This window comes from Pseudaestuariivita atlantica, assembly GCF_001205715.1.
GTDB classification, from domain to species: domain Bacteria; phylum Pseudomonadota; class Alphaproteobacteria; order Rhodobacterales; family Rhodobacteraceae; genus Pseudaestuariivita; species Pseudaestuariivita atlantica.
Genome location: NZ_AQQZ01000013.1, coordinates 1 through 15,177 on the forward strand (window position 1 = coordinate 1; position 15,177 = coordinate 15,177).

A 15,177-nucleotide genomic window follows, 5' to 3' on the forward strand; every position below is an offset into this window, starting at 1 on the left:
AGTGACATTCCTGAATTGCTCATGGGTGACATTATCGCTTTGCGGCTACAGATCGAACGCTCGTAAGATAGATTATGTTAAAACTTTGCGCACTGGCCGCGCGGCCTGGCGCGTCAGCCGTCGCGGTCGAGGATCCAGGCGACCTCGGGCGCGGGCACGAAACGCCATTTGCGCAGCGGTCCGGCCATCACGTTGAGGTAATACATCTCGAACCCGTAAGGCGCGCCGCAGGGGTGGTGGCCGCGCGGCACCAGCACCACGTCGCCGTCGCTGACAGCCATAGTCTCGTCCAGCCCGCCATCGTCGGTATAAACCCGTTGGATGCCGAACCCCGTGGCGGGATTCAGGCGGTGGTAATAGGTCTCTTCAAGGTAGGTGATGCGCGGGAAGTCATCTTCGTCATGGCGGTGGCTGGGATAGGACGACCAGTGGCCCGCGGGCGTGAACACCTCGGTCACCAGCAGGCTGTCGGCAACGTCGGCGTCTTCCATCGCGATATTGTTGATGTGGCGCGTGTTGGTGCCCTTGCCCCGCGTCGCCATCTCGATCCCGTCGGGGCCAAGGCGGCGGACCTTGTGGCCGCCCTTGCCCGGCGCGGAACAGACGGCCAGCACGCAATCGGTCTCGGCCACGGCCTCCCACTCGGTGCCGTTCGGCAGGTAAAGCGCGTGCGGAGGCGTCTTTTCGAACACCGACATGCGGTCACCCATGACGCCCCACTCCTCGCCCGCGCCGGTGATACGCGCCTTGCCTTCGACAAGGACGAGGATCACCTCCCGGTCGCCCGTCACCTCCGCCGCGCGATCACCCGCGCGCAGGTGGTAGAGCGAGAAACCCACGTATCGCCAGCCGGCGCTTTCGGGGGTGATGCGGTGTACCTCGCCACGGGTTCCGAAGGGCTTGCGCAGAAGGTCGGGCATGGGGTGTCTCCCGTCAGATATCGGACAGCTTGACCGGCGCGCCGGCCTGGTGCGACCGCGTCGCGGCCTCCGCCATCGCCAGCGCGGTCACCCCGTCATCCAGCGTGACGGGCAGGTCGGTGCCCGCGCCCACCGCATCGACGAAAGCCGACCATTCTGCGGTAAAGGCGGGCATGTAGCGTTCGAGGAAGAAATAGGTCGGTTTGGCCCCGGTGACGCCCGCGGCGGAGGATTTGACGACCGTATTCTCCAGCACGTTCTCGGCCTGCAACATGCCCTCGGACCCCAGCAATTCGACCCGCTGGTCATAGCCATAGGCGGCGCGGCGCGAGTTGCGAATGACGGCCAGCCGCCCGTCGGCATAGCGCAGGGTGACGATGGCGGTATCCACGTCGCCCGCCTCCCCGATGCCGGGATCGACCAGCGACGACCCCGCCGCCGCCACGCTTTCCGGCGCCTCGCCCATCAGGAAATTCGCCATGTCGAAATCGTGGATCATCATGTCGCGGAAGATCCCGCCCGACACCTTCACATAGGCCAGCGGCGGCGGGGCGGGATCGAAGGAGGTGATCGACAGCATCTCGGCCTTGCCGATCTCGCCCGCGTTCAGCGCCGCCTTCATCGCGCCGAAATTCGGATCGAACCGGCGGTTGAAGCCGATCATCACCGGCTGGCCGGTCAGGCGCACCGCGCGCTGGCAGGCGCGCGCCCGGTCGAGGCTCAGGTCCACGGGCTTTTCGCACAACACGGCCTTTCCGGCGGCGGTCGCGGCCTCGATCAGGTCGGAATGGGTGTCGGTCGAGGTGGCGATCAGGACCGCGTTGATCGACGGGTCGGCCAGCACCTCATCGGTCGTCCGCGCGGTCGCGCCGTATTCGGCGGCCAGTTTCTCGGCATATTCGGGGAAATGGTCGGACACGGCGGCAAGCTGGCTGCCGGGATGGGCGGTGATGGTGCGGGCGTGCACGCCCGCGATACGGCCCGCGCCCAATAGTCCTACGTTCAGCATCGGCTCTTCCTTGCAATCCTTGCGCCCGGTCCGGGACCCTTGGCGCAGCATTGCCGCGTCTCCCGTCCCGGCTCAAGCCCCCGATTGCGCGTCACGCGCCAGTTGCCGCTCGCGCCGCTCCTTCAGCCGCGCGCGCATGGCCATGTCGCCGTCTGGCGTGCCGTCGTGGAACGTGCCGAACAGCGCGTCGAACGGCACCAGCCCGTCGCCATAATTCACCTCGAAAAACTTGTGGTGCAGGTAGTGGGCATAGGCGTGGGTATCCATCGCGCGGTCACCGCCCAGCTCGACCTTGTCGAACCCCACGTGACCCGGAATGGCCCCGAACCCCGCGCGGTGCAGCGCAAAGAGAGCGATGACTGGATGCGCGGGGATCAGGAGGTACCACAACGCGCCTGCGAAATAGAGCAGGTGTTCGACCGGATGCATCGCCAGCGACGACCACGGGCTGGGATTGACCGAGGCGTGGTGCACCGAATGTACGTGCCGGTAGAGGAACGGCACGTGGATCAGCCGGTGGATGGCGTAGAAATGCGCCTCGTGCACGACCGGAACCAGCACCATCAGGACGACGAGCCAGACGGGCGCGACCTCCCACGTGACCCAGGCACCGACGCCATTGGCCCAGGCCCAGAGGATAAGCACCTGCAGCGCCGTCCAGATCGGCACGCCCGACAGGAAGGTGCGGGCGATGCAGTCGCGCGTCTGGTTCGACCACCAGAACGCCTTGCTGGGCCGGTCGGCGGGAAAGGCCGGGTTGTACTTGAACCGCGCACCTTGAGCGCGGCGCACGTACAGGCGCAGTTCGAACACGCCATAGAACAGGAAGACCGCCACGGCGTTGACCGCCAGCATGGGCCAGATCCAGCCCAACGACAGCGTCTGCATCGTCTCTGCCGGCGGCACGACGAGCCACCAGTAAAGAAGCGCCGTGGCGGCAAAAAGCGCATTCCACGGCAGCAGGTATTCCGGCAACCAGCGCAACACGCGCATCGGCTGGGGCGGCAGGGCGTAGATCGGGGCGACGCCGGACAATGCCCCGTTGGGCCGCCAATGTCCGCGCTTGTCGCGGGTGCCGAATGCGTCGTTTTCCATGGTTCAACCGGACGCCATTTGCGCGGGCTTGGCAAGCGCTGTCAGACGGGCAGCACGCCGGGATAGGCCGCAAGCGCGCGGTCTGCGGTGACAAGGGGGCGGCCATCGGCCAGGGCCTGCGCGACCAGCATCCGGTCGAACGGGTCGGCGTGGTGGCGCGGCAGGCTGGTCAGCGTCAGGACGTGCCGCCCCTCGATCACCTGCTCTATATACCCGTTCTGGATCAGCCCCGCGCGCAACATCCCCGCATCGACCGTGAAATCGGCCCGCCCCAGCGCCGCCTTGATCGCCACCTCCCACAGGCTCGTGACCGAGAAATAGAGATCGTTTGCCGGATCCTCGATCAGTGCGCGGGCGGGTGCGGACAGCTTGTCCGGCGCATAGGCCGCCCATAGCAACAGGTGCGTGTCCAGAAGGTAGGTCACGGATCGGGCGTGCCGTTGAACATCTCCGCGATCTCGTCGGCACCCATCGTGTCGAAATCATCGGGCACGTTGGCCGCACCGGCGAGGAACCCGACGCGACGTGGAGGTGTCTCTGTCAGCGCCTCGACCTTCACCAGCGGCTTGCCCGCGCGCGCGATCACGAAGGGCTCCCCCTTCGTCGCGGCGTCGATCAGGCGCGACAGGTGCGTCTTGGCATCGTGGATGTTGACGGTTTTCATGGCTCCGATCTCTACTGGACTAACTTAACTTAGTCTATTTGGTCCGATCTTGCAACCGTTGCGCCCGCTGCCGGGCCTGCGCAGGATGCCCGCCATGACACGCCCCACCGTTCTGCAGATCGGCCCCTACCCGCCCGAGGATCAGGCGGCGCTGGATGCCGCGTATGACATGATCCGCCTCTACGAGGCAGAAGACCCCGACGCGCTTCTGGCCGAGGTCGGGCCGCGCGTGCGGGCCATCGCCTCTCGCGGGGCGCTGAAGGTGCCGGGCACGTTGATCCGGGCCTGTCCGGAGCTTGAACTCATCGCCGTCTACGGCGTGGGGTATGACGGGGTGGACATGGAGACCGCCCGCGCGCAGGGCGTGACCGTCACCAACACGCCCGACGTCCTGACCGAGGACGTGGCCGATTGGGGCGTCGCGATGATCCTCGGCCTGTGGCGCGGCCTGCCGGGCGCGGCGGCGTGGGTGCGGGACGGGCATTGGGCCGCCAAGGGCCCGTATCCGCTGGGTCGTCGCGTGCATGGCGCGCGGGTCGGTATCCTCGGGCTAGGACGGATCGGGCGGGCGCTGGCGCGGCGGCTTGCGGCCTTTGGCATGCAGATCGCCTATGCCGATCCCTTCGTTGCAGACGCCGATCTGTTGCGCTGTGAAACCATCTCTGAGCTGGCCAAACGATCCGACATCCTGTGCGTGACCCTCGCCGCCTCCCCCGCGACACGGCACGTCGTCGATCGCCCCGTGCTGGACGCGCTGGGGCCGGACGGGATGCTCCTCAACATCTCCCGCGCGTCGAACGTGGATGAAGAGGCGATGATCGCCGCGTTGCAGGCGGGCACGCTGGGCTGGGCAGCGCTGGACGTGTTCGACGGCGAGCCGCGGATCGACCCGCGTTTCCTCGACCTCGACCGCGTCTTGCTGACCCCGCATCACGCCTCGGCCACGCAAGAGACGCGGGCGGATATGGGGGCGCTGATGCGCGCGAACCTCGCGGCGCATTTCGCGGACGATCCCCTGCCCTCACCCGTGGACTAGCCTTCAGGGGCGGCACGTCTGCGACCGTTGCGCACGCACGGCGCACCATGGCGCGCAACCCCCTTCCCTTCCCGTGCGTCACGCGGCACAAGGGCGCATGGATCTCGACCTCACCCACCCGGCCCTCAGCGACCTGCGCGCCCGCGCCAAGAAACGCTTGCCCAAGTTCGCCTTCGAATACCTCGACAGCGCCACCGGGCGCGAGCTGGGGGCGAAGACCAACCGCGACGCGCTGGACGCGATCCAGTTCATGCCGCAGATCCTGCACGGGCTGATCGAGGCGGACCTCGAGACCACCTTCATGGGCCAGCACTTCGCGGCGCCCTTCGGCGTCGCGCCGCTGGGTATGTCAGGGATGATCTGGCCGGGGGCGGAACGGCTGCTGGCGCAGGCCGCCGTGCGTCACAACATCCCGTTCTCGCAATCCACCGTCGCCGTCGCCTCGCCCGAGGATACCGGCCCGCATGTGGGCGATAACGGCTGGTACCAGCACTACCCGGTCAAGGATGGCGAGATCCGCCGCGACATGATCCGCCGGATCAAGGAGGCCGGGTTCACCAAGCTGGTCGTCACCGTCGACGTTCCGGGCGAAAGCCGCCGCGAACGCCAACGCCGCGCGCTGATTTCCATGCCGCCGGTCCTGAACCTGCCGACGCTGTGGACGATGGCGCTGCACCCGACATGGTGCTGGAAAATGCTGCCCGAAGGCCCGCCGCGCATGCGGTTCATGGACGATTACATCCAGGCCAAGGGCAAGGACGCCTTCGTGCATGCCGGCCGCGTGATCCGCGGCTGGCCCGACTGGGATTACATCCGTCGCGTGCGCGAAGAATGGGACGGTGACCTGCTGGTCAAGGGCGTCATGGTGCCCGAGGACGCGGTCAACCTCGTCAAGGAAGGCGTCGACGGCATCTGGGTGTCCAACCACTCCGCCCGCCAGTTCGAGGCCAGCCCTGCCTCCATCACCCAATTGCCCAAGATCCGCGCCGCGCTGGGGCCGGACGTGCCGATCGTCTTCGATTCGGGCGTGATCGGCGGGCTCGACATCTGCCGCGCGCTGGCATGGGGTGCGGATTTCGTGATGCTGGGCCGCGGCTGGCACTATGCTGTCGCGGCCTTCGGCGCGCGTGGCATCGATCATTTCAACCACATCCTGCGCGCCGACATGCAGTCGAACATGAGCCAGATCGGCTGTACCAAGCTGGATCAGCTGGCCTCCCGCCTCGTGGAGCCGATCCCGGCGTGATGCCCGGCCCGGACTTGATCCGGGCCATTTGCTTTGCCACGGTCGCGCGACCGGAACAGGGAGGCCCCGATGCCCACATTCTTCGATCACGCCGGATGCGTCCTGCATTACGCGTTTACACCCGGCGAGGGCCGCCCCGTCGTCTTCGCCAATTCGCTCGGCACCGATTTCCGCATCTGGGATGACGTGGTCGCGGCCCTGCCCGGCCGTCCGATCCTGCGGGTGGACAAGCGTGGGCACGGGTTGTCGGGCGCGGGCGAGACGACGATCCCGGTCCTCGCGGAGGACATGGCCGCGCTGATGGATCATTTCGGCCTGTCGGACGCGCTGGTTTGCGGCGTGTCGGTCGGCGGGTTGATCGCGCAGCAGCTGGGCCATGCCCGGCCCGACCTCGCCGCCAAGCTGGTGCTGATGGATACCGGCATGAAGATCGGCACGGACGAGATCTGGAACGAACGCATCGCGATCGCCGAGGACGGCGGGACCGAGGCGATGGCCGACGCAGTGATGGAGCGCTGGTTCTCCCCCGCCTTCCACGCCGACCGCGCGACCGACCTCGCGGGCTATCACGCGATGCTCTGCTCGATCTCGGACGCGGGCTACGCGGCGGTATCGCGTGCGATCCGCGACTGCGATCTGCGCCAGCAATCGCCGGGGCTGAAACAGCCGACGACGGTTCTGGTCGGTTCCATCGACCAGGCGACGCCGCCCGCGCTGAACAGGGAACTCGCCGATGCCATCCCCGGCGCGCGCTATGTCGAAGCTGACGGCGCGGGGCATCTGCCCTGCATCGAGACGCCAGAGGTCGTGGTGGCCGAGATCGAGGCGTTGCTCTAGCGCGGAATCAAGGCCGCAGGCCGCCGCGCATCGACGGGCCGCCCCCCGGCACGTCGATTTGGCTGGTCTTGGCGCTTCGCTCTAGCAGAGCGCGAACCTGGCAAACATAAAGCGCGCCGCGGAACGTTGGGACCGACGCACCGCGGCCCGTCTGCCAGTGCTTCTCTTCAGGTAATCACATCCGGCGCATCGCGCCCGGTATGCTTGGCAATCCCCGCCAGCGCGTCCGCCGCCGCGATCACGTCCGCCAACGCTTCCTGCGCGTCGCGGTCAAGCTTGCCGGGATCGGTCTCCAGCGCCTCGAGATAGACCCTGATCGTCGCGCCCTCGGTCCCTGTGCCGGACAGGCGGAACACCACCCGCGCGCCGCCTTCGAACCAGATCCGGATGCCCTGCCCCGTCGCGACCGAGCCATCGACCGGGTCGGTATAGGCGAACTCGTCCGCCTTCTCGACGGTCAGGCCCGCAACCGTCTCACCCGCCAGCCCGTCGAGCCGCGCGCGCAACCCGTCCATCAGGGCGTTGGCGCGGTCGCTGTCCACCGCCTCGTAATCGTGGCGCGAGTAATAGTTGCGCCCGTAACGGCGCCAGTGATCGGCCATGATGTCCGCCACCGACATCCGGCGCGCGGCGAGGATGTTGAGCCATGCCAGAACCGCCCACAGCCCGTCCTTTTCGCGCACGTGATCCGACCCTGTTCCGGCGCTTTCCTCGCCGCAGATCGTCGCCTTCCCGGCGTCCAGAAGCGTCCCGAAGAACTTCCAGCCCGTGGGCGTCTCGTAACAGGCGATCCCCTGCGCCTCGGCCACGCGGTCCGCCGCGGCGGAGGTGGGCATCGACCGCGCCACGCCCGCCAGCCCGCCTTCATAGGCCGGGATGCAGGTCGCGTTGGCGCACAGCACGGCCAGCGAATCCGAGGGCGTCACGTAGGCGCCGCGCCCGACGATCATGTTGCGGTCGCCGTCGCCGTCGCTTGCCGCGCCGAAATCGGGGGCATCGTCGCCCATCATCACGTCCATCAGGTCCTTCGCCCAGATCGGGTTGGGATCGGGATGGCCCTTGCCGAAATCCTCGCTCGGCGTGCCGTTCACGACGCTGCCCTTCTTCGCCCCCAGCGCGCCTTCGAGGATCGCGTGGGCATAAGGCCCCGTGACCGCGTGCATCGCGTCGAACCGCAGGCGGAAGCCGCCCGCGATCATCGCGGCGATGGCGGGAAAATCGAACAGCTCTTCCATCAGTGCCTTGTAGTCGGCAACGGGGTCCACGACCTCGACCACCATATCGCCCATCCGGGTCTCTCCCGGCGTGGAGAGGTCGGCATCCTGCGTCTCGAGGATGTGGTACTCGCTGATCTCCTGCGTGGCGGCATGGATGCGCGCGGTCACGTCCTCGGGCGCGGGGCCGCCGTTCGAGATGTTGTATTTCAGGCCGAAATCCGCGTCCGGCCCGCCGGGATTGTGCGACGCCGACAGGATGATCCCGCCATCCGCCTTTCGCTTGCGGATCAGGTGCGACGCCGCGGGCGTGCTGAGAAGCCCGCCCTGCCCCACGATCACCCGCGCCGCGCCACCGGCAGCGGCCATGCGCAGCACCACCTGGCAGGCGCGGTCGTTGAAATACCGTCCGTCCCCGCCAAGGATCAGCGTCTTGCCCGCAACCCCGCCGATCCCGTTCCAGACCGCCTGCACGTAGTTTTCAAGGAAATGCGGCTGCATGAACACGCGCGTTTTCTTGCGCAGGCCGCTGGTGCCCGGTTTCTGGCCCGCGATGGGCTGGGTGGCGTGGGTGGTGATCTGCATCATCCCTCTCCTTGTCGGTCCGCCGCGCGCATGATCGCGCCTGCGGTGTCTAGTGACTGTGTCCCGGCCCAATCGTCCGGATCAAGCCCCAGGCGGCGGCGCCAGTTGGGGTGTTCGTCGACCGTGCCGGGCAGGTTGGGCTGTTCGACATGGCCCAGAAGGTCCTCTGCCTGCACCGCGACGAGGCGCGACCGCGTCCGTGCGAGGAAGCGCAGCATGTCCGCCAGGTCCGACCCGCCCGCCGCCGTGTCGAAGGCGGCGACGTCCGCGGCGCGGCGCGCGCGTTCGGCGGCCTCGGTCGCGGCATCGATCCGGCCAAGCGCCGCCCAGTGGTCGATGTCGCGGCCCGCGCGCCAGCCTTCCCACGTGGGCAGGTCGTGGGTCGAAAAGCTGGCAATCGCCGCCTCGCGGTAATGGTGTGGTCGGCGCACGCGGCCCTTACCGTCCCTCTCGAACATGGCGACGGCACAGCCCGGCACGCCCGAGGCCGCCAGCGCCCGCCGCAAGCCTCCGGGTACGTTGCCAAGGTCTTCACCGATCAGGACGGCGCCGGCGCGCGCCGCCTCGATCCGCGCCACGGCCAGCATCGCCGCACGCGGCATCTTCACGTATCCGCCCGCCACGCCTTCTGCCTCTGGCACCCAGTAGGCCCGTTCGAAGCCGAGGATATGGTCGATCCGCAACATGCCCGAGAACCGCAATTGCGCGCGCAGCGTCTCGGCCAGCGTGGCGAACCCCGTGCGGATCAGGTGACGGGGGTTGAGCGGCGCAAGCCCCCATGTCTGGCCATCGGGCGCAAAGGCATCGGGCGGCGCGCCCAGCGACACGCCAAAGGCAAAGGCGGCACGATCCTCCCACGTCTCGGCCCCGAAAGGATGCGTGCCGACCGCGAGGTCGAGGTACAGCCCGTGCCGCATCCCCGCCGCGCGCGCCTGCGCCTGCGCGTCGGCCAGCGCCTGCTCTGCCCGCCACTGGGCCCATGCGTGGAAGGTCACCTTTGCCGGATCGGCGCTGGCTTGGGCCGGGTCCTGCAGATGCGCGGGCCACGCATCCCAGGTGGGACCATGGGCAAAAGAGAGCGCCTGGTAGGTGGCAAAGCGTTCCAGTGCCGCGCCCTGCCCCGCCCGCCATTCGGCAAATCCCGGTGCGTTCGGGTCACATTCCGCGCGCAACGCGGCCAGCCGCGCGGGCACGTCGTGGGCATAGTCGATCAGGTCGCTGCGCGACCCGTCAACCGCCACCGGCACGAACAGCGGATTGAGCCGCCGCCGGTGCGACGGCGTGTAGGGGGAGATCAGGCGCGGATCGCAGGGAAACCCGGCATGCACCGGGTTGATGCCCACGAACCCGGCCCCGGCCCGCGCCATGTGACGGGCCACGCCTGCCAGATCGTCGAAATCGCCCAGACCCTCGGTCGGAAGCCCGTGAAGCGGCGCGATCACGCCCCAATCGCGCGGCGGCAGCGGCAGACGCGGCGGTGCAGACAAAAGCCATGTCACGTGCCCCGCCACCTCCAGCCGGTGCCGCCCGAGGGGCAGCGCAGGCAAGGGCCCCTGCCCGTCGGCCTGGGTACCGTCCTCGAACGTCAGGGTCCACGCATGCGGCCCCGGATCAGGGGCCTCGCCCACTTCGCATACGATCCACGGGGGCAGGAGCCGCGCCTTGCGCTCGGCCGATAGCGCGGCCAGTTCCCCTACCGGATCGCCCGCGCCCATCGCGGCCAGAAGGGCGGCGGCGGTGTCTTCGGACGTCTCCCGCACTGCGCCGGTCACGTCGGTGAAACGCGGTTCGATCCCAAGCGCGCGGGACAGGCGCGCGAGGCTCACGCTTGGTGCTCCAGCACGCAAACCGTCACCGATTGCGCCGGAACAGGGATGGTTTCCGCCACGTCCCGCCCATCGGCCTGCCCGTCCGTCGCGCTTGTGTCGATCCGCCAGCGCCAGACCATGCCACCCGGCGCATCGGGCAGCGTGACTGGCACCGCGTCGTCCGACCCGTTGAACACCAGAAACAGCGCATCCTCGCGCGTGGCATAGGCGGGCGTGCCCGAGGCCGTGCGCATCTCGGCGCACAGCACGCGCGCGGCGTCATCGTCCCAATCGGCATCCTCCATCGCCGCGCCGTCGGGGCGCCACCAGAACAGGTCCTCGATCCCGTCGAGACGCCGTTCCCGCGAATGCAGGAACCGGGTCTGCCGCAGGATCGGGTGGGCGCGGCGGAAGGCGACCATCGCACGGGTGAACCCCAGGAAATCGCCGTCCGCACCGTCCCAGTCCATCCAGCTGATCTCGTTATCCTGCGCGTAGGCGTTGTTGTTGCCGTGCTGCGTGCGCCCGATCTCGTCGCCGCCAAGGATCATCGGCGTGCCCTGGCTGAACAAAAGCGTCGCCATCAGGTTGCGGCGGCGCTGCGCGCGGGCGGCGCGGATCGCGGGATCGTCCGTCGGCCCCTCGACGCCCATGTTGTCGGAATGGTTGGTGCCGTGGCCGTCGCGCCCGTCTTCGCCGTTCGCCTCGTTGTGGCGCTGGTTGTAGGACACGACATCGGCCAGCGTGAACCCGTCATGTGCGGTGACGAGGTTGACGCTCGACGTGGCCGCGCGGCCGGAATGGTCGAACTGCATCGCCGATCCGGTCAGGCGGTTCGCAAGCTCCGGCACCAGCCCGGCATCGCCTTTCCAGAACCGCCGCACGCCGTCGCGGAACTGGTCGTTCCATTCGACGAAAGGCGGCGGGAAGCCGCCCAGCTGGTAGCCGCCGGGGCCGATGTCCCACGGTTCGGCGATCAGCTTGACCTCGGCCAGCACCGGATCGGCGCGCACCGCGTCGAAAAAGGCGGCACCCCGGTCGAACCCGGTCGCAGTGCGGCCCAGCGTGGCGCACAGGTCGAACCGGAACCCGTCCACCCCCATCACCTCCACCCAGTAGCGCAGGCTGTCGAGGATCAGGCGCAGGACGAACGGGTGTTCCACGTTCATCGTGTTCCCGGTGCCGGTGTCATTGATGTAATGCCGCCCGTCCGGCATCAGCCGGTAATAGCTGGCATTGTCGAGGCCCCTGAACGACAGCGTTGGGCCACGGTGATCGCCCTCGCCCGTGTGGTTGTAGACGACGTCCAGCAGCACCTCGATCCCGGCGGCGTGGAAGCGATCCACCATGTGCCGGAATTCGAGGATATCGCTGCCCGCCATGTAACGCGGCTCGGGCGCGAAGAAGCCGATCGTCTGGTACCCCCAGTAATTCGTCAGCCCCTTGTCGACGAGGAACCGGTCGTCGAGGAAGGCGTGCACCGGCAAAAGCTCGATCGCGGTGATGCCGAGGTTTGTCAGGTGATCCAGCACCGGGTCAGAGGCCAGCGCGGCATAGGTACCCGGATGCGCCACGTCGCCCCGTGCCGCCGTCATGCCCTTGGCGTGCGCCTCGTAGATCACGGTGTCGGACAGGGGCGTGCGCAGGGGTGCGCTGCGGTCGGCACGGCCCGGCGCCTCGACCACGCAGCGCGGCATGTAGGGCGCGCTGTCGCGCCGGTCGGGGCGTTCGTGGAACCCGCGCGTCGCGTATCCCAAAAGCGCATCATGCCAGACCGGGTGGCCGGTCAGGCGGCGCGCATAGGGGTCGATCAGCAGCTTGTGTTCGTTGAACCGGTGCCCGTGCACCGGCTCGTAAGGCCCGTCGGCGCGCAATGCGTACAACTGTCCGGGGCGCAGGCCCGCGATGTATCCGTGCCAGATCCCGCCATCATGCTCCGGCAGGGCAAAACGCGCAGTTTCCTTTTCGCCATCGTCCGAGAACAGGCACACGGTGATGCGCGTGGCATGTTCCGAGAAGACGGCGAAATTCACGCCGTCGCCGTCAAAGGTCGCGCCAAGCGGCGCGGACCGGCCCGCGGTGATCGTCAGCGTCATGTGGCAACGAGGCTTTCGTAAAGCGCGGCATATTCCGCGGCGGACGCATCCCAGCCCACCGGCTGGGCCATCGCGTTTTTCTGCAGCAGGGTCCAGAGTTCCTTGTCGCCGTACGCCTCCACCACCTGCCGCAGGGTGACGGCCAGTGCGTGGGCGGTCACGGGGCGGAACTGGAACCCGGTCGCCACGCCCTTGGCGCGCGTCGCGGGGTTCAGCGGGATCACCGTATCGGCCAGCCCGCCCGTCATCGCGACCACCGGCACGGTACCATGCGCCAGCCCGTATAGCTGCGTCAGCCCGCAGGGTTCGAACCGCGACGGGACAAGGATCGCATCCGCGCCTGCCATCATCCGGTGCGACAGCCCCTCGTCATAGCCGATCTGCACCGCGACACCTTCATGCGCGACCGCGAGATCGCGGTACCGCGCTTCCAGATCCGCGTTGCCCGATCCCAGCAGCGCCAGTTGCCCCCCGTTGTCGAGCAGCGCGGGCAGCGCGTCGAGCAGCAGGTCCAGCCCCTTCTGCTCGGTCAGCCGCGACACCACGATGCAGAGCGGGCCGGGCCAGTCCGGCAGGCCGAATTCCGCGCGCAGGGCCGCCTTGTGCCGCGCCTTGCCCTTGGGCGTCTTGTAGGGCGCACCCCACAGGTCGAGGTCGATACCGTTGAGGATGCCGGTCACGTCGGCCTCCCGGTGGCGGATCAGTCCCTCCATCCCCATGCCGAATTCCGGCGTCATCAACTCCTGCGCGTAGGACGGCGACACGGTGGTGATCCGGTCGGCCAGCGCCAGCCCCGCCTTCAGCGCGCTCACCTGCCCCCAGAATTCGAAACCGGCCTGCGTGAACAGGTCCCTCGGCAGGCCAAGCGCCTCGATCTTGCTGGCCGGTGCAAGGCCCTGGAACGCGATGTTGTGCACGGTCATCACCGTGCGCGCCGTGCCGGGCGTCTCGCGCAGGTACACGGGCGTCAGCCCGGCCTGCCAGTCGTGCAGGTGCAGGACGTCCGGCACCCAGCCGCCGATCCCGTCCCCGGCGATGCGCGCCGCCGCCTTGCACAAGGCCGCGAAGCGTTCGGGATTGTCGGGCCAGTCCTTGCCCGTCCCGTCAAGGTAGATCGACCCCGGCCGGTCATAAAGATGCGGCGCGTCGAGCACGTAAAGCGGAGCCTCGTCCAGCTGCCCCCCGATCACCCGCGCCGGGCCGCCGAACAGGGACCATTCCGCCACGACCCGCCCTTTGACCGCCGCCATCACCGCCGGGTAGCCGGGCAGCAGCGTCGCCATCTCGACACCCATGGGCGCCAGCGCGCCGGGCAGCGCGCCCGCGACATCCGCCAGTCCGCCGGTCTTGACCAGTGGCACGCATTCCGAGGTGACGCTGAGAACCTTCATCCGTGTGCCGCGCTCCACTTGTCCATCATCGCCTTTGTGATGAGCGTCACGCCGCCTTCGGACACGCGGAACCACTTTTCATCCTCGCGCGGGTCCTGACCCACGGTCAGGCCTTCGGGGATATGCACGCCCCGATCGATCACGCAGCGGCTGAGGTTCGCGTGCCGCCCCACGACGACGTCGGGCAGTGCCACGACGCCCGACAGCGAGGCATAGGAATTGGTGTGCACGTTGGTGAAGAGCAGCGAATTGCGGATATCGGTGCCCGAGATGATGCACCCGCCCGCCACCAGCGACGACACCGCCTGACCGCGCCTGTCGGCCTGATCGTGGATGAATTTCGCGGGCGGGACCGACTCGGCATAGGTCCAGATCGGCCAGTTCTTGTCCCACAGGTCCAGTTCCGGCGTGAAGCCCGTCAGGTCGATATTGGCCTGCCAATAGGCGTCCACCGTGCCGACGTCGCGCCAATACGCCTCGGACGCGCCGGGATGCTGGACGCAAGAGCTGGTAAACCGGTGCGCCTGCGCCTTCCCGTTCTTGACGATATGCGGGATGATGTCACCGCCGAAATCGTGCCGGGAATCGAGGTTCGCCTCGTCCTCCATCAGCAACTCGCGCAGGAATTTCCACGTGAAGACATAGATCCCCATCGACGCCAGCGCATGGTCGGGATCGCCGGGGATCGCGGGCGGGTCGGCGGGTTTCTCGACGAAGGCGGTGATGCGGTCGGTCTCGTCCACGTCCATCACGCCGAAGGCCCGCGCATCCATCCGCGGGACGGTCAGGCAGCCCACCGTCACATCGGCCTTTGCCTCAACGTGCTGACGGATCATCAGCTCGTAATCCATCTTGTAGATGTGATCGCCGGCAAGGATCAGGACATAGTCCACATCGTAACTGTCGACGATGTCGATGTTCTGCGCCACCGCGTCGGCGGTGCCGATATACCACTTGTCCTCGGCCACGCGCTGCGAGGCGGGCAGGATGTCGAGGTATTCGTTCCGTTCTGCGCGAAAGAAGGACCAGCCGCGCTGGCAGTGCCGGATCAGCGAATGCGCCTTGTACTGGGTCGCGATGGACATCTTTCGGATGCCGCTGTTCAGCGCGTTCGACAGGGCAAAGTCGATGATCCGCGTCTTGCCGCCGAAATAGACGGCGGGCTTGGCGCGCAGGTCGGTCAACTCCTTCAGGCGGCTCCCGCGCCCCCCGGCCAGAACGAAAGCCATCGTGCGGCTGGCGAGCCTTTGCGTGGATGCTGTCATCGCGGTCCCCT

Annotated in this window: 13 protein-coding genes; 3 read left to right on the plus strand and 10 right to left on the minus strand. The window is 68.0% G+C overall.

Annotated elements, in window-relative coordinates:
• Positions 1–113 precede the first annotated feature (113 nt).
• The 5 genes from iolB to ATO11_RS18700 form a co-directional block, all read right to left on the minus strand.
• Positions 114–920 (minus strand): 5-deoxy-glucuronate isomerase, encoded by an 807-nt coding sequence (gene iolB / locus ATO11_RS18680; RefSeq protein WP_050532450.1) that lies wholly within the window; start codon positions 918–920, stop codon positions 114–116.
• Positions 921–933: 13 nt separating this feature from the next.
• A complete protein-coding gene (gene iolG, locus ATO11_RS18685) occupies positions 934–1,929 on the minus strand; it encodes an inositol 2-dehydrogenase (protein ID WP_050532469.1) in 996 nt (331 codons plus the stop codon).
• Positions 1,930–2,001: 72 nt separating this feature from the next.
• Positions 2,002–3,024 (minus strand): sterol desaturase family protein, encoded by a 1,023-nt coding sequence (locus tag ATO11_RS18690; protein WP_050532451.1) that lies wholly within the window; start codon positions 3,022–3,024, stop codon positions 2,002–2,004.
• A gap of 41 nt (positions 3,025–3,065) precedes the next feature.
• Positions 3,066–3,449 (minus strand): type II toxin-antitoxin system VapC family toxin, encoded by a 384-nt coding sequence (locus tag ATO11_RS18695; protein ID WP_050532452.1) that lies wholly within the window; start codon positions 3,447–3,449, stop codon positions 3,066–3,068.
• Positions 3,446–3,688 (minus strand): type II toxin-antitoxin system Phd/YefM family antitoxin, encoded by a 243-nt coding sequence (locus ATO11_RS18700; protein ID WP_050532453.1) that lies wholly within the window; start codon positions 3,686–3,688, stop codon positions 3,446–3,448. Before ATO11_RS18700 ends, ATO11_RS18695 begins: the two co-directional genes overlap by 4 nt.
• 94 nt (positions 3,689–3,782) lie before the next feature.
• Here ATO11_RS18700 and ATO11_RS18705 point away from each other — a divergent pair, with 94 nt between their 5' ends.
• The 3 genes from ATO11_RS18705 to pcaD all read left to right on the plus strand — a co-directional run bounded on the left by ATO11_RS18705 (position 3,783) and on the right by pcaD (position 6,807).
• Positions 3,783–4,724: a 2-hydroxyacid dehydrogenase gene (locus ATO11_RS18705; RefSeq protein ID WP_050532470.1), complete on the plus strand. Its 942-nt coding sequence runs from the start codon at positions 3,783–3,785 to the stop codon at positions 4,722–4,724.
• Positions 4,725–4,821: 97 nt separating this feature from the next.
• Positions 4,822–5,970: an alpha-hydroxy acid oxidase gene (locus ATO11_RS18710; RefSeq protein WP_050532454.1), complete on the plus strand. Its 1,149-nt coding sequence runs from the start codon at positions 4,822–4,824 to the stop codon at positions 5,968–5,970.
• A gap of 69 nt (positions 5,971–6,039) precedes the next feature.
• The gene (gene pcaD, locus ATO11_RS18715; RefSeq protein ID WP_050532455.1) at positions 6,040–6,807 is read left to right on the plus strand and encodes a 3-oxoadipate enol-lactonase; all 768 of its coding nucleotides are present in this window, start codon (positions 6,040–6,042) and stop codon (positions 6,805–6,807) included.
• Between the two features lie 167 nt (positions 6,808–6,974).
• On the opposite strand, the gene ATO11_RS18720 is transcribed toward pcaD, so the two are convergent.
• From ATO11_RS18720 to glgC, 5 genes are read right to left on the minus strand one after another with little or no spacing between them, the layout of a single operon-like run.
• A complete protein-coding gene (locus tag ATO11_RS18720) occupies positions 6,975–8,606 on the minus strand; it encodes an alpha-D-glucose phosphate-specific phosphoglucomutase (RefSeq protein ID WP_050532471.1) in 1,632 nt (543 codons plus the stop codon).
• A complete protein-coding gene (locus ATO11_RS18725) occupies positions 8,606–10,432 on the minus strand; it encodes a 4-alpha-glucanotransferase (RefSeq protein ID WP_050532456.1) in 1,827 nt (608 codons plus the stop codon). Before ATO11_RS18725 ends, ATO11_RS18720 begins: the two co-directional genes overlap by 1 nt.
• Positions 10,429–12,510, minus strand: coding sequence for a glycogen debranching protein GlgX (glgX, locus tag ATO11_RS18730; RefSeq protein WP_050532457.1), 2,082 nt, complete (start codon positions 12,508–12,510; stop codon positions 10,429–10,431). Before glgX ends, ATO11_RS18725 begins: the two co-directional genes overlap by 4 nt.
• Positions 12,507–13,901: a glycogen synthase GlgA gene (gene glgA / locus ATO11_RS18735; RefSeq protein WP_050532458.1), complete on the minus strand. Its 1,395-nt coding sequence runs from the start codon at positions 13,899–13,901 to the stop codon at positions 12,507–12,509. The genes glgX and glgA overlap by 4 nt, the downstream gene beginning before the upstream one ends.
• Complete coding sequence (gene glgC / locus ATO11_RS18740; RefSeq protein ID WP_082176451.1) at positions 13,898–15,166, minus strand: glucose-1-phosphate adenylyltransferase; 1,269 nt, start codon at positions 15,164–15,166, stop codon at positions 13,898–13,900. Before glgC ends, glgA begins: the two co-directional genes overlap by 4 nt.
• Positions 15,167–15,177 lie beyond the last annotated feature (11 nt).